Source organism: Actinomadura sp. NPDC049753, from assembly GCF_040674655.1.
GTDB classification, from domain to species: Bacteria; Actinomycetota; Actinomycetes; order Streptosporangiales; family Streptosporangiaceae; genus Spirillospora; species Spirillospora verrucosospora.
In genome coordinates this window covers 20,626-34,363 of record NZ_JBFARL010000014.1, presented here as the reverse complement: position 1 = coordinate 34,363, position 13,738 = coordinate 20,626, and the positions used below count along the sequence as shown (strand labels likewise).

Below are 13,738 nucleotides of genomic sequence, written 5' to 3'. Positions count from 1 at the left end.
ATGGAGGAAGGCACAGTGAAGCGCATCGGCATCATCGGGGTGGGGGAGATCGGCCGAGCCATCGTGGACGGCCTGTACTACCGGGGCGACGATGCGCCCCAGGTGTTCCTCTCCCCTCGCGGAGCCCGCACGGCTGGGGAGCTATCCGAGCGCTACGAAAGCGTCCGGGTGTGCCCCGACAACCAGGCGGTCGTGGACCACTCGGAGATCGTGATCATCGCCGTACGCCGCCAGGACCGCCACGAGGCGCTCGCCGGCGTGACGGTGGCCGACGACAAGATCGTGATCAACGTGATGGCGGGCGTCGGCAACGACGACCTTCGCAGGACGCTGGCCACGGACGCCCAGATCGTTCGGGCCATCCCACTGCCCGCCATACGCGAACGCCGCTCCGTCACGGTGACCTGCCCGTCCCACCCGGTGGCGGATTCTCTCTTCGAGCGACTGGGCGGGGTGCTCCCGGTCGCGGACGAGATGGCCTTCGACGTCTTCTCCGCACTGACGGGGACGCTCACCACCCACTACTCCTACCTCGCCGCGCTCACCTCCTGGGCCGCCGGCCACGGCATCGCCGCCGACGACGCGGACAGCTACGTCCGCAGCCTCTTCCAGGAGGTCGGCCGAGCCCTGAGCGACAAGACCCGGACCCTGCGGCAACTCGCGGCCGATCACGAGACCCCGAAAGGGAACAACGAGCGTATTCGCACCACCTGGTTCACCCCTGACAACTCCAAAGCCCTCACCCAGGCTCTGGACGACCTCCTCGCCGACCTTGAGGGGTAACGGGTTGCGCGCCCCTGGCCTCGGCGAAGGCGGGCACGCCCACGGCGACCGGCGTCAGACGGTCGTGAGGGGGACGGGGAGCCGGTCGCGCAGTTCGTCGACCGTGACACCGAAGGTCTCGCGGACCGCCGCCCCGTCCGGACCGACGTCGATGACGGCGACGTCGGTGTAGACCCTGCTGACGCAGCCGGTGCCGGTCAGCGGGTAGGTGCAGGCGGGCACCAGCTTGGAGCGGCCCTGCTTGTCGAAGAGGGTCATCATCACGAAGACCTGCTTGGCGCCGATGGCGAGGTCCATCGCGCCGCCGACGGCCGGGATGGCGTCGGCGGCCCCGGTGTGCCAGTTGGCGAGGTCCCCGGTGGCCGAGACCTGGAAGGCGCCCAGCACGCACACGTCGAGGTGGCCGCCGCGCATCATGGCGAAGGAGTCGGCATGGTGGAAGTACGACGCTCCGGGCAGTTCGGTCACCGGGACCTTGCCGGCGTTCGTGAGATCGGGGTCGATCTCCTCGCCGACGGCGGCGGGGCCCATGTTGAGCATGCCGTTCTCGGTGTGGAGCACGATGCCCGCGCCCTCGGGGAGATGGTCGGCGACCTTGGTCGGCCGGCCGATGCCGAGGTTGACGTACGAGCCGGCCGGGATGTCGCGGGCGACGATCTCGGCCAGCTCGTCGGGGGAGAGGGGGCCCGTGGTGGAGGGCATGGTCAGCGTGCTCCTTGGACGGTGTAGTGCCGTTGCTCGACCGGCACGACGCGGTCGACGTAGATTCCGGGCGTGATGACCGTCTCCGGGTCGATGTCGCCGGCGGGAACGACACCGGACACCTGAACGATCGTGGTGGTCGCGGCCGCCGCCATGACGGGGCCGAAGTTCCGGGCGGTCTTCCGGTAGACGAGGTTGCCCATCGTGTCGGCGCGGTGGGCGCTGATCAGCGCCACGTCGCCCTTGATCGGGTACTCCAGGACGTGGACGCGCCCGTCGATCGTCCGGGTCTCCTTGCCCTCGGCCAGAGGGGTGCCGGCGCCGGTCGGACAGTAGAAGGCGCCGATGCCCGCGCCGGCCGCGCGCATCCGTTCGGCGAGGTTGCCCTGCGGCACGACCTCCAGTTCGATCTTCCCGGCCCGGTACAGCCCGTCGAAGACGTGGGAGTCGCTCTGCCGGGGGAACGAGCAGATCACCTTGCGCACGCGCCCGGCCTTGAGCAGGGCGGCGAGCCCGACGTCGCCGTTGCCGGCGTTGTTGGACACGATGGTGAGGTCCTTCGCGCCCTGCCGGATCAGCCCGTCGACGAGGTCGAAGGGCATTCCCGCGAAGCCGAAGCCGCCGACCAGGACGGTGCTGCCGTCCTCGATCCCGCGGACGGCCTCGTCGACGCTTTCGAAGATCTCCGTCCGGCTCATGCTCCGGCCCCCGCGCCGCGCAGGTCCGTGTTCTCCAGGACGACGGCCAGTCCCTGCCCGACGCCGATGCAGATCGCGGCGACGCCCCAGCGTTCGCGGCGCTCGCGGAGCACCTTCGCGAGAGTGCCGAGGACGCGGGCGCCGCTGGCGCCGAGCGGGTGGCCGATCGCTATCGCGCCGCCCCTGGTGTTGACGATCTCCGGATCGATGCCCCAGGCGTCCACGCAGACGAGGGACTGCACGGCGAAGGCCTCGTTGAGCTCGACCGCACCGACCCGGTCCCAGCCGATCCCGGCCCGCGCCAGGGCGCGGTCGGCCGCCTCGACCGGAGCGTAGCCGAAGTCCTGCGGGTCGAGCGCGAACGCGCCGCGTCCGGCGATGCGGCAGAGGGGGTCGAGGCCGATCAGCTCTGCGGCGGCGGCCGAGCCGAGCAGCAGGGCGGCGGCGCCGTCGCTCAGCGGCGAGGCGTTGCCGGCGGTGATGGTGCCGTCCGCGCGGAAGCTCGGCTTGAGCCCGGCCAGTTTCTCCGGCGAGGTGTCGGCGCGGACGCCCTCGTCGCGCTCCAGTTCCCCGGCGGGCACGACGAGGTCGTCGTAGAAGCCCTCGTTCCAGGCGGCCGCCGCGAGCCGGTGGGAGCGCAGCGCGAACGCGTCCTGGCGCTCCCGGCTGACGGCGTGCTTCTCCCGGAGCAGCTCGTTGGCCTCGCCGAGCGAGACGGTCCACTCCCGCGGCATGCGCGGGTTCACCAGCCGCCAGCCGAGCGTGGTCGACACGGCGGCGAGATCCCCGGGCGGGAAGCCCCTGGCCGGCTTCGGCAGCACCCACGGCGCCCGGGTCATCGACTCGACTCCGCCGGCCACCACCACGTCGGCGTCCCCCGACTCGATCGTCCGGGAGGCGCTCATCGCGGCGTCGAGGCTGGAGCCGCACAGCCGGTTGACGGTGGTGCCCGGCACGCTGGTCGGCAGCCCGGCGAGCAGCGCGGCCATCCTGCCGACGTTGCGGTTCTCCTCGCCCGCACCGTTCGCGTTGCCCCAGACGACCTCGCCGACCGCGGCCGGGTCCAGCCGGGGCGCCCTGTCCAGCAGCGCGGTGATCACGTCTGCCGCGAGGTCGTCCGGCCGGACGCCCGACAGGGCGCCGTTGAACCGTCCGAACGGGGTCCGGACGGCCGAGTACAGATAGGAGCTCATGGCGTCGAGGCTAAGCGGCCTGCCTTGATACAGTGAAGTATCAATATTCGCGCTTATTGAGACGCGAGCAGTATGGATCTACGGCACCTCCGGTACTTCGTCGCCGTCGCCGAGGAGCTCCACTTCGGACGCGCCGCCGAGCGGCTCAACATGGCCCAGCCGCCGCTGTCGCAGGCGATCCGCCAGATGGAGGGCGACCTCGGTGTGGAACTGCTGCACCGGACCACCCGCCGGGTCGAGCTCACCGACGCGGGCCGCGGCTACCTGGCGCGGGCCCGGAAGATATTGGGTGAGGTGGCCGAGGCCGCACACGAGGCCCGCCGGGTCGCGGCCGGCTCGGTCGGCCATCTCGCGATCGGCTGCGTGGGATCGGCCACCTACAGCCTGCTGCCCGCGCTCTCCCGCGGACTCTCCCTGGAGTTGCCCGGGGTCGACTTCTCCTTCCGCGGCGAGATGCTGGTCCCCGACCAGGCCGCGGCACTGCGGACCGGCGCGATCGACCTGGCGCTGCTGCGGCCGCCGATCGCCGATCTCTCGCTCACGGTCCTGCCGCTGCGGCGGGACCGGCTGGTCGTCGCCGTTCCCGCCGATCATCCCCTGGCCGCCCTTCGGGAGACGGGGGTCGCCGACATGGCGGGCGCCGACCTGATCGTGCACTCCGCGGACCGCCGCTCGGTGATGTACGACGTGGTGCTCGGGCTCTTCCGCGGCGCCGGCGTCGAGCCCCGGATCCGCCACGAGGTCGGCGAGACCTCCACTCTGATCACCCTTGTCGCGGGCGGTCTCGGCGTGGCGGTCGTGCCCGAGCCGGTGACGGCCCTGGGCCTCGACGGCGTCGTCTTCCGGCCGCTGGCACGGCCCGCGGTGCACGTCGACCTCGCGCTCGCGCACCGGACCGACCGCACGGAGCCCCACCTGGCCCGAGCCGTCTCCGTCATCCGCCGCATCGTCTCACCGACCTCAGGCCACGCATCGCGTTCATGAGCAGTCATGTCAAGAATGTGTTCCGCGATGTGAAACCGGCCGCTTCACCGGGTCATCGAAGAGCGCGGGCTCGCCGACCCCTCCCCATCCTTCGCGGCGCTGCGCGACCTCTGAGGCGTCGTGCGCCTTCCGGCGAACGACGTCTACGCACTGACGAGCTATGAGATGGTCCGCAACGCCTGGGCAACTGGGCGAGCTTCTCTTCCGTCGGCTTCTAGTCGGTGTCGCGGGCGTGGTCGGCCAGGGCCTGGTTGATTTCCAGTTCGTGTTCCTGAAGGTTCCATTCATCTGCTCGGGACGCCTGGTTGGTGACCCAATAGATCATGGTGCCGTCGCGCAGGATCCGGCTGTAGCTGGCGAAGGACCAGTCGTTGCCGCCGTTGTGCCAGGCGACCCGGCCGTCCTTGGTGTGCAGGACGCCCCAGCCGTATCCGTAGGCGGCCTCGGTACCGGGGATCCGTGCGTGGGGCTCGAACATCTTGGCCTTGGCGGTGGCGCTGAGGATCGCGTCGCCGAGCAGCGCGCGGTGCCATTTGAACATGTCACGGCCGGTGGACAGCATGCCGCCGTTGCCGCGCAAGTACCAGTACGGTCCGTCGGAGGCCCAGGGGTGGTCGGACGGACGGCCCTGGCTCACGCCGTTCTCGTCGTACTCGACGGCCACCTCCGCGCGGGAGAAGTTCGGCAGCACATAGCCCGTGTGGGTCATCCCCGCCGGTGCGAACAGGTGCGTGGCCAGGAACCGCTCGTAGCTGGTCCCTGACACCTTCTCGACGATGGCGGCGAGCACACTGAAGCCCGTGTTCGAGTAGTGGAATTCCGTGCCGGGGCGGGAGACCAGCTTGGATTTCAGCGCCTTGTCCAGCATTTCGTCGCGGGAGACGCGTTCGTAGTCGTCACCAAGCCCCTCGGCCAGCCCGGCCGTGTGCGCCAGCAGGTGATGCAGGGTGATGCCGCGTTTGTCCGCGGGCACCGGGCCGAGGATCGTGCTGATCCGGTCGATCGTCCGGAGCTTCCCCATCATCTCCAGCTTCATGATCGCGGCTGCGGTGAACTGCTTGGTGATCGACATGACGTCGTACACGGTGTCGCAGGTGGCAGGGGTCCCGGCCGCCCGGTCCGCCAGGCCGAAGCCCTTGCAGTGCGCGAGCTCGGCGCCGCGGGCGGCGACCACCGTGCCGCCCGGTCCTTCGGGCAGCGCGCGGTCGAGGTACCGGGCGATCGAACGGTCGACGGGCTCGGCCGCGCTTCGGGCGGCCCTCGGCACCCCCATGGCGTCGCCGCCGCAGCCCGCCACGGCCAGCGTGGTCGTGAGCGCCAGGGCGAAGGGGAGCGGATTGATCCGTTGCATGCGTCCTCCAGGGCAGTGTCGTGCGGGGGATGCGCCAGAGGCTGGCCGCGGCGGGCCGCGGTGATCAAGAGGTCGTGCCGTTCGAGCTTGTGCGAGATGCTGTACGGCCTGTTCAGGCTGGGGCATAGTGGGTCGATCAACGAGCATCGGGGTGAGATCGTGAGCGCACCGCCACCGTCACCGGACGTGGCCACCGACGAGGCCGAGTTCATCGCTGCGATGCGCCGGCTCAAGGCCTGGTCGGGCCTCAGCTACCGGCAACTGGAGCGTCGGGCCGCCGAAGCCGGTCGAGTGCTGCCCTACTCGACCGCGTCCACCGCGCTCGGCCGCGAGAGCCTGCCGCGCGAGGAGCTGCTGGTCGCCTTCGTCCTGGCGTGCGGGCTGGACGATGAAGACGCGGCGTCCTGGGTGGCCGTCAGGAAGCGCATCGCGGTCGGTGAACGTGTCAGCGCGATCGAGCCGAGGGCCGCCCGCAGGCCGCGGTGGCGGCCCGCACTCGGCTGGGCCGCGGTGGCGCTGAGCCTGGCGCTCGCCGGCGGCACGACGCTCTCCATGAAGGCCAGCGACGAGGTCGAGGCCGCCCAGGTCACCGTGGGCAGGTGATCCTGGCGGGGCGTTGACCGGGATCGTTGTCCGGCGGCCGGACCCTCGACCTGGGCTTAGTCTCCGCCGCCGGGGCAGTGGACGGCTTCGGCGAGACGTGTGGTCGCGGCGGCACGGCCCGCTTCGAAGGCTGCATGGAGCAAGGCGCCGTCGGACTCCAGGCGGCTGATGCGCGGTGAGTCTTCCGGAGGGCGGATCGACAGCACGGCGGGCCCGTCATGGTCCTGGTCGGCGTCGTGCTGGGCGAGCAGCAGGTCGGCTTCGGCGAGCCGGGCGTCCCGGGCGAGGAAGGTGGCCTTCAGCTCGGCCGTGTAGCGGCGCAGCCCGACGTCGGCGAGCAGCCGGGAGCCGAACGACGGGGTCGGGCGTTCCGGTGCCCGGTCGCTCAGTCTGCGCGACCGAAGGACCAGCACGTGGGTCGCTCCGTCCCGCAGTGCCTGGCGGAAGGGGATCGCCTCGGCGACGCCGGCGTCGTAGTAGAGCCCGGGCCCGACGGCGACCGGCCGTCCGGAGAGCAGGGGCAGTGCCGCGCTGGCTCGCAGCGCCAGTCGCAGCGCGCGCTCGTCGACGAGGGCGTCGTGCAGGTCCACCGGGCCGCCGGTGACGATGTCGGTGGCCAGGGGATGGAACTCGATGGGACTGGCCAGCACCGAGGCGTAGTCGAGCGGGAACCGGCGGATGTAGACCTCTTCGACGAGCTGCTCGACGTCCACGATCGGACGGCCCCGCAGGAGATTGCGCTTGCGGATCAGGGTCCGGGCGAAGACCGGGTCGGTCCAGCCGCGCACTCCCTCGGGGGTGGAGCTGAGGAGCCACGCCGCGGAGATCGCTCCCGCTGACGAGCCGTAGACCGCGTCGAACAGCGGCAGAAGTCCGAGCTCGTGGATCGCCAGTGCCATGCCCGCCGAGACGGTGCCGCGCATCCCGCCGCCTTCGATGGCCAGCGCCACGCGGTGCCCGTCGTCCCGGGCGCCCGGCCTGCTGCCTGCGATGGCCCGCTCGGCAAGGACCGGCAGAAGCCGGTGCCGGGTCTCCACGCCCACGTCTCCTCCTCCGTGCGGGTGCCCTGCTCGGGCGTCCCCAACGACGCCATTGTGCCGTTCCCGCGCATTGGCTCCCATGCCGGGCTCTGTTGCGGAGCCGCCGACCTCGGCCATTATGGCTTCGACCAACGGAGGAAACCCGATGCCCGACCCCTCTCGCTCTGGCAAGCCCAGTGTCCTGTTCGTCTGCGTGCACAACGCCGGACGCTCCCAGATGGCCGCCGCGTACCTCACCTACCTGGCCGGTGATGAGGTCGAAGTCCGCTCGGCCGGGTCCGCGCCTGCCGACCAGGTCAATCCGGCGGTCGTCGAGGCGATGGCCGAGGAGGGCATCGACATCTCCGCCGAGATCCCCAAGGTGCTGACCACGGGCGCCGTCCAGGCGTCGGACGTGGTCATCACCATGGGGTGCGGCGACACCTGCCCGGTCTTTCCAGGCAAGCGCTACCTGGACTGGGCCCTCGACGACCCCGCCGGGCAGGGCGTCGACGCCGTCCGTCCGATCCGCGACGAGATCCGCAAGCGCGTCGAGAACCTTGTGAGCGAGCTGCGGCCGGAGGAGTGAGGACGCAGGACCAGGCGCCGACCTGTCCGGCCGTCTGTCCGGGGCGGTGGTACCGCCCGGTCCGCAGCCCGTCTGGTCGGGACGTGGGGGAGTGGGCGCGGGTTAGGGCGATGTCAGGGCCGGCAATGCGAACAGGCCCGACAGTCGGGTCAGCCTGTCCGGCACCGCCCGGTAGTACACCCACGTGCCGCGACGTTCACCTTCGATGAGCCCGGCCTGGCGCAGCACCTTCAGGTGGTGGGAGATGGTCGGCGCGGTGAGTTCGAACGCACCGGTCAGATCGCATACGCACGCCTCGCCGCCCTCGACCGAAGCGATCATGTTCAGCAGGCGCAGCCGCACCGGGTCGGACAGCGCCTTGAACACCTTGGCCAGTTCGGCCGCCTCGGCCTCCCTCAACGCCGGGCCGCTCAAGGGCGCACAGCAGACGGGGGCCGTGACGTCCTCAAGCTCCAGCGACTTGGACATGCCTCTAATTTGACATCCATCTATTCAGAGACGCAAACTGGCCCTACTTAGACAGACATCTAAACAGGGGCCGGGGATGAGGGTGCTGCTCAGCCGGATCGTCGCCGCCTACCGTGCCCGCCTCTGACCTCCTCTTCAGCGCTGACATCCATCACCCGACGGACAAGGAGTCATCGTGACCGACGAGAGCGGACGACCGGAGCCCGCCGCGTCCCCGGACGCCTCCGCTGGTGCAAGCGGCTGCTGTGGTGTCAGCGCCTGCTGCACCGAGGAGGAGCGGGCCGTGAACCCGGACGTCACCGTCCAGCAGGCCAAGACCGACGCCGGCTGCGGCTGCGTCGAGGACGGGCGCCAGGACGGCCTTCCGGTCGTGGTGATCGGCGCAGGACCGGTCGGGCTTGCGGCCGCCGCGCATCTGGCCGAGCGCGGCCTGGACTTCCTCGTCCTGGAAGCAGGGGAGGAGGTGGGGGCGGCGATTTCGGAGTGGGGGCACGTCCGGCTGTTCTCGCCCTGGCGGTACGACACCGACGCCGCCGCCAGGCGGCTGCTGGAGCCGACCGGGTGGCGGCTGCCCGACGCCGAGGCGCTGCCGACCGGCGCCGAACTCGTCCGTGACTACCTGGCTCCGCTCGCGCGGGTGCCCGCGCTGGCTGGACGGATCCGCACCGGCGCCCGCGTGGTGGCAGTGACCCGGCAGGGTGTGGACGTGACCCGCACGGTCGGGCGTGAGGAGCGTCCGCTGCTGGTCCGCGCGGTCGGCCCGGACAGTGCCGTGGCAGACATCGCCGCCCGAGCGGTCATCGACGCGTCCGGCAGTTGGGGCCGCAGCAACCCGCTCGGCCACTCCGGCCTGCCCGCCCCTGGTGAGGACCAGGCCGCCGACCACATCGCGGGCCCGCTTCCGGACGTGCTGGGCCGCGACCGTGCACGCTTCGCCGGCCGTCACACCCTGGTGGTCGGGATGGGGCACTCGGCCGCCAACACCCTGCTCGCCCTGGCCGAACTCGCCAAGTACGAGCCCGCCACCCGCATCACGTGGGCGGTGCGCGGCGCGTCGGTGGCACGGCTCTACGGCGGCGGCGACGCCGACGGGCTTCCTGCCCGCGGCGCGCTCGGCACCCGCCTGAAGGCGGCCGTGGACAAGGGTGAGATCGACCTGGTCCGCAGCTTCACCGTCACCGGCCTGGCGGTGCGGGACGATCGAGCCTCTACCGGTTCGGTGCAGATCACCGGCCAGACCCCGGACGGCTCCCGCGTCCTGCCGGCCGACATCGTGGTCGCCGCCACCGGATTCCGGCCCGACCTGGCCATGCTGCGCGAGGTGAGGGTCGACCTCGACCCCGCCACCGAGGCTCCGGTCAAGCTCGCTCCGATGATCGACCCCAACTTCCACAGCTGCGGCACCGTGCCGCCCCACGGCGAACGCGACCTCGCCCACCCCGAGCCCGGCTTCTACCTGGCCGGGATGAAGAGCTACGGTCGCGCACCCACGTTCCTGATGGCCACCGGGTACGAGCAGGTCCGCTCCATCGTCGCCGCGCTCGCGGGCGACCGCGAAGCCGCCGACTCCGTCCAGCTCGACCTGCCCGAGACCGGTGTCTGCTCCACCGGCCTGGTCACCGAGGACCTGCTGCCGGGAGCCGCCGGCCAGGACGCCGGCTGCGGAAGTTCCTGCTCCGCCGAAGCGACGCCTGCCTATGTCGTCCAGTCCGAACCCGAGGGCGGCTCGTGCTGCGGATCTACGGGCCCCGAACCCGTCGGCATCGGCATCGGCGCGCCCGCCGGCCTGGGATTCACGACCGGGCGCGTGCACGGCTACTCTGGTGAGGCGGATGACGGCGAAGCCTAACGGGGTAACGACGAGCTGATGAGCCGTGGCACTCCCGCTCCCGAGCCTGCGCCGGACAACTCCTCCGCAGGCACCGCGGTTTCCCGCGTTCCGCTGCTCGCCCTCTGCGTCACCGAGATCACCAGCTGGGGCGTGCTCTACTACGCCTTCCCCGTCCTCTCCCAGGCCATCACCCGCGACACCGGCTGGTCCACCGCGGCCATCACCGCCGCGTTCTCCGGCGCGCTGGTCATGGCCGCGCTGGGCGGCATCCCGGTCGGCCGCGCGCTGGACCGGCACGGCCCTCGCGTCCTGATGACCGGCGGTTCGACGCTGGCCGTGCTCGCCGTCCTGGCCGTGGCCGCCGCACCGAACCTGTGGACGTTCGCCGCGGCCTGGCTGCTGGCCGGTGTCGGGATATCCGCCGTCCTGTACCAGCCCGCCTTCGCCGCGCTCACCCGCTACTACGCGCCGCACCACCTCGGCGCTCTGACCACCCTCACTCTGGTCGCGGGCCTGGCCAGTACCGTCTTCGCCCCACTCACCGCCATGCTGGCGAGCCACCTTTCGTGGCGCGGCGTCTATCTCGTACTGGCCGCAGTGCTGGCCGTCGTGACCGTCCCGCTGCACCTGCTGGCCCTGCGGCGCCCCTGGCCCCCGCCGCCCGAAGCCGCGCCGGACAGGTCCCGCCCCGCCCGGGCCGACGTGTCGGCCACCGTGCGCAGCAGGCCGTTCCTTCTGCTGACCGCGGCTCTCACCTTGTCGGCGCTGGCGATGTACGCGGTGGTGATCAACCTCATCCCGCTGCTCACCTCCCGCGGCGCCGGCAGCGGCACCGCCGCCTGGGCGCTCGGGCTCGGCGGGATCGGCCAGGTCACCGGACGGCTCGGCTACCGGACGCTGGTGCGCCGTACCAGCGTGCGCGCAAGGACCGTCGTGATCCTGGCGATGTCGGCCGCCACGACCGCGGCCCTCGCCGCCATCCCCGGCCCAGTAGCGCTGCTCATCGCCCTCGCCTTCCTGGCGGGGGCGACCCGCGGCATCGCCACTCTCCTCCAGGCGACCGCCGTCTCCGACCGCTGGGGCACCGCGTCCTACGGCGCCCTCTCGGGAATCCTCGCCGCTCCCGTCACCATCGCGACCGCCGTGTCGCCCTTCACCGGAGCCGCCCTGGCCGCCGGACTCGGCGGATACCCCCGCATGTTCCTGGTGCTGACCATCGCCGCCGTCCTGGCCGCGGTACTCGCCGTCGGCACCGCACCGGCCCGCACCACGACACGCCACTCGTCGGCCGCACTGCCGTCGAGGCCTGCCCCCGCGCCGCGCCTGGCACCGCGCGAGAGCGAGGAGTGAACCATGAGCGCCGATCGCCGTCATCGGCGGCGGTCAGGCGGCTTTGGCGGACGGCTTCTGTGCATCGGCCGAGCGGGCAGCGCCAGGGGTGCGCTTCAACCACCTACCGCTGGTCAGCCCGTCGTCCGGTCATGGGGTCGGCTGCTGCCACCACCCACCACAGTGCGGCCAGCGCCACCGCCTGCACGCTCAGCACGACCGGCACCAGCGCGGCATGCGCGTGCCCGGCGAGGGCGCCGAGCCCTGCTCCGCCGGCGAGCCAGGCGATGCCGTAGACCGCGGCGAAGGCCCCGTAGGCGGTCGGCCGGCGTGCGGCCGGGACGAGATCGGCGACCGCCGCCCGCATCGTCGATTCCTGGACCCCCATCGCCGCGCCCCACAACGCCGCGCCTGTCAGCACCGGAAGCAGCGAACCGGCGAACGCCAGCGCCGTGCCGGCGCCGGCCAGCACCGGCAACGCCACCAGGACGCGCAGGCCCCATCGGTCGAACAACCGGCCCGTCGCCAGCGCCGCCACCGCGTCGGTCGCCATCGCCCCCGCGTACACCAAGGGCACCGCCTGCGGACTCATCAGGTGCGCCTCCACCAGATGGAACCCGATCAGCCCGAACGTGGCGAATCCCGCCATCGTGACGGCCGAGAACACCGCATAGCGCCAGAAGACCCGGCCCAGTCCCGCCAGCGGCGCGACGCCGCGCGCCCTCGCCGGAGCCGGTGCGGGCACGCGTCCTGCGCCGTCCTCGTAGACCCGCGGGTCGGGGACGCGGCGGGCCAGCCAGACGAGCACGACCATGACCGCGAGGCCGGGCACCGCCAGGATCCCGAAGCCGAGGCCGTACCCGTGCCAGGCGACCGCCGCGGCGACCAGTAGCGGTCCGGCGAACGCGCCGGTCTGGTCCAGCGCCTCGTGCACCGCGAACGCCGTCCCGCGTCCCATCGGGCTGCCGGCGTGGGAGAGCAACGTGTCCTTGGCCGGGCTGCGCGTCGCCTTGCCCACCCGTTCGGCCACCACGAGCGCGCAGGCCCCGGCCAGTCCGACCGGCAGCGCCAGCGCGGGCACCGCCGCGACCGTGAGACCGTACCCGGCGATCGTCCAGGCCCAGTACCGGCCCGACCGTTCCGCCGCCGGGCCGCTCACCAGCCGAAGAACCAGGCCCGCCGCCTCGCCGGCGCCCGTCACCACCCCCACCAGGACGGCGCCGGCGCCGAGTGACCCCAGGAACGGACCGGTGATCGATCGAGCCCCCTCGTAGACGGCGTCCGCCAGAAGGCTGACCACACCGAAGACCACGACGAACCGCCACGGCGACAGCACCGCAGCCGATCCAGGAGTCGTCCGCTCGGCTCCGGTCCCCGGATCGGGGTGTTCGGAAGCGCTATCTCCAGCCATGGGCTCTCCCACCGGGCATGCGCGAAGGACACCAGGTAGGGACTGTTGGCGGAGCCCACAGCGGCACCGCGGTTCGGGTGCGGCGAGCCCCACCGCCGCAGGCGTCCACTCTTCCGAATCGGAGCGGAGCCTCAGGACCGACCGTAACGACCCGCGCTCAGGCATGGCAAGGACGGTCCGCTGCGCGGTTCAGGGTCTGTGTATCCGCTGGTAATGGGCCTTGACCTTGGCCCGGTTGCCGCAGCCGCTCATGGAGCACCAGCGGCGTCGGCCACTGCGTGAGGTGTCGAGGAACCACAGCACGCAGCCGGTCCCCTCGCAGTGCCGGAGTCGTCCAGGGGGTGCCGTGCTGAGCAGGTCGAGGTAGGCCCTGGTCGCCAGCCAGGCGGGCCGCCACGCCTCACAGTCCGGTTCCAGGCGCTCGCTCGGAGCCCCGTCTTCGATGAGCAGCCGCAGCCGGCCATGCGCGAGGACGGTGTTGACCTGGTGATCGACCCCTTCGTCCAGAGACAGGCGGATGGCCGCCCGGGCTGCCCGCAGTGGTTCCGCGCAGCGCTGGGGGTCGTCGACCTCCAAGCCGTGTTCCTGGAGCCACTCGGTAAGGCCGGCGGGGTCGGCCAGTTCGTCGTGCACCACCCCGTCGGCCGGCCATCGCGTGTTGACCAGGTCCAAGGGCAGCGGCTCGCCGGTCGGGGGTCTCCGTGCCATGGCGTCATTCTAACCCTCTATAGCCAGTTGACAAGTTAGATACTTCATGGCAGCTTCCTAACCGCTACA

14 protein-coding genes are annotated in these 13,738 nt (G+C 71.7%); 6 read left to right on the top strand and 8 right to left on the bottom strand.

The genetic code is table 11. The features are described 5' to 3' along the window. Positions 1-15: 15 nt before the first annotated feature. Positions 16-783: an NAD(P)-binding domain-containing protein gene (locus AB0K37_RS06320; RefSeq protein ID WP_363975666.1), complete on the top strand. Its 768-nt coding sequence runs from the start codon at positions 16-18 to the stop codon at positions 781-783. A gap of 54 nt (positions 784-837) precedes the next feature. Here AB0K37_RS06320 and AB0K37_RS06315 read toward each other — a convergent pair whose 3' ends face one another. Genes AB0K37_RS06315 through AB0K37_RS06305 form a run of 3 tightly spaced genes read right to left on the bottom strand, consistent with a single transcriptional unit; the run spans position 838 to position 3,376 of the window. Beyond that, complete coding sequence (locus AB0K37_RS06315) at positions 838-1,485, bottom strand: 3-oxoacid CoA-transferase subunit B (protein WP_363975663.1); 648 nt, start codon at positions 1,483-1,485, stop codon at positions 838-840. 2 nt (positions 1,486-1,487) lie between these two features. Continuing rightward, positions 1,488-2,183 (bottom strand): 3-oxoacid CoA-transferase subunit A, encoded by a 696-nt coding sequence (locus tag AB0K37_RS06310; RefSeq protein WP_363975660.1) that lies wholly within the window; start codon positions 2,181-2,183, stop codon positions 1,488-1,490. Beyond that, entirely contained in the window at positions 2,180-3,376 is a 1,197-nt protein-coding gene (locus AB0K37_RS06305; RefSeq protein WP_363975657.1) for a thiolase family protein, read from the bottom strand. The genes AB0K37_RS06310 and AB0K37_RS06305 overlap by 4 nt, the downstream gene beginning before the upstream one ends. 72 nt (positions 3,377-3,448) lie before the next feature. On the opposite strand from AB0K37_RS06305, the gene AB0K37_RS06300 reads away from it, so the two are divergent. Continuing rightward, on the top strand, positions 3,449-4,360 hold the full coding sequence (locus tag AB0K37_RS06300; RefSeq protein ID WP_363975654.1) for a LysR substrate-binding domain-containing protein: 912 nt from the start codon (positions 3,449-3,451) through the stop codon (positions 4,358-4,360). 214 nt (positions 4,361-4,574) lie between these two features. Here the strand turns inward: AB0K37_RS06300 and AB0K37_RS06295 are convergent, their stop codons facing one another. Beyond that, positions 4,575-5,711: a serine hydrolase domain-containing protein gene (locus tag AB0K37_RS06295; RefSeq protein ID WP_363975651.1), complete on the bottom strand. Its 1,137-nt coding sequence runs from the start codon at positions 5,709-5,711 to the stop codon at positions 4,575-4,577. 159 nt (positions 5,712-5,870) lie between these two features. Here AB0K37_RS06295 and AB0K37_RS06290 point away from each other — a divergent pair, with 159 nt between their 5' ends. Beyond that, positions 5,871-6,314, top strand: a complete 444-nt coding sequence (locus AB0K37_RS06290; RefSeq protein WP_363975648.1) for a hypothetical protein — start codon at positions 5,871-5,873, stop codon at positions 6,312-6,314. Between the two features lie 56 nt (positions 6,315-6,370). Here AB0K37_RS06290 and AB0K37_RS06285 read toward each other — a convergent pair whose 3' ends face one another. Beyond that, entirely contained in the window at positions 6,371-7,357 is a 987-nt protein-coding gene (locus AB0K37_RS06285) for a patatin-like phospholipase family protein (protein WP_363975645.1), read from the bottom strand. 142 nt (positions 7,358-7,499) lie between these two features. On the opposite strand from AB0K37_RS06285, the gene AB0K37_RS06280 reads away from it, so the two are divergent. Then, entirely contained in the window at positions 7,500-7,922 is a 423-nt protein-coding gene (locus tag AB0K37_RS06280) for an arsenate reductase ArsC (protein ID WP_363975642.1), read from the top strand. 102 nt (positions 7,923-8,024) lie between these two features. On the opposite strand, the gene AB0K37_RS06275 is transcribed toward AB0K37_RS06280, so the two are convergent. Next, entirely contained in the window at positions 8,025-8,390 is a 366-nt protein-coding gene (locus AB0K37_RS06275) for a metalloregulator ArsR/SmtB family transcription factor (protein WP_363975639.1), read from the bottom strand. A 175-nt stretch (positions 8,391-8,565) separates the two neighbouring features. On the opposite strand from AB0K37_RS06275, the gene AB0K37_RS06270 reads away from it, so the two are divergent. Then, positions 8,566-10,239: an FAD-dependent oxidoreductase gene (locus tag AB0K37_RS06270; protein WP_363975636.1), complete on the top strand. Its 1,674-nt coding sequence runs from the start codon at positions 8,566-8,568 to the stop codon at positions 10,237-10,239. Positions 10,240-10,257: 18 nt separating this feature from the next. Then, on the top strand, positions 10,258-11,571 hold the full coding sequence (locus tag AB0K37_RS06265; protein WP_363975634.1) for an MFS transporter: 1,314 nt from the start codon (positions 10,258-10,260) through the stop codon (positions 11,569-11,571). A gap of 103 nt (positions 11,572-11,674) precedes the next feature. On the opposite strand, the gene AB0K37_RS06260 is transcribed toward AB0K37_RS06265, so the two are convergent. Together AB0K37_RS06260 and AB0K37_RS06255 are read right to left on the bottom strand one after the other, a co-directional pair. Beyond that, positions 11,675-12,886 carry an MFS transporter gene (locus AB0K37_RS06260; RefSeq protein ID WP_363975631.1) on the bottom strand — a complete coding sequence of 404 codons (1,212 nt, stop codon included), beginning with the start codon at positions 12,884-12,886 and terminating at the stop codon, positions 11,675-11,677. A gap of 264 nt (positions 12,887-13,150) precedes the next feature. Further along, positions 13,151-13,669, bottom strand: a complete 519-nt coding sequence (locus AB0K37_RS06255) for a CGNR zinc finger domain-containing protein (protein WP_363975628.1) — start codon at positions 13,667-13,669, stop codon at positions 13,151-13,153. Between the last annotated feature and the right edge of the window lie 69 nt (positions 13,670-13,738).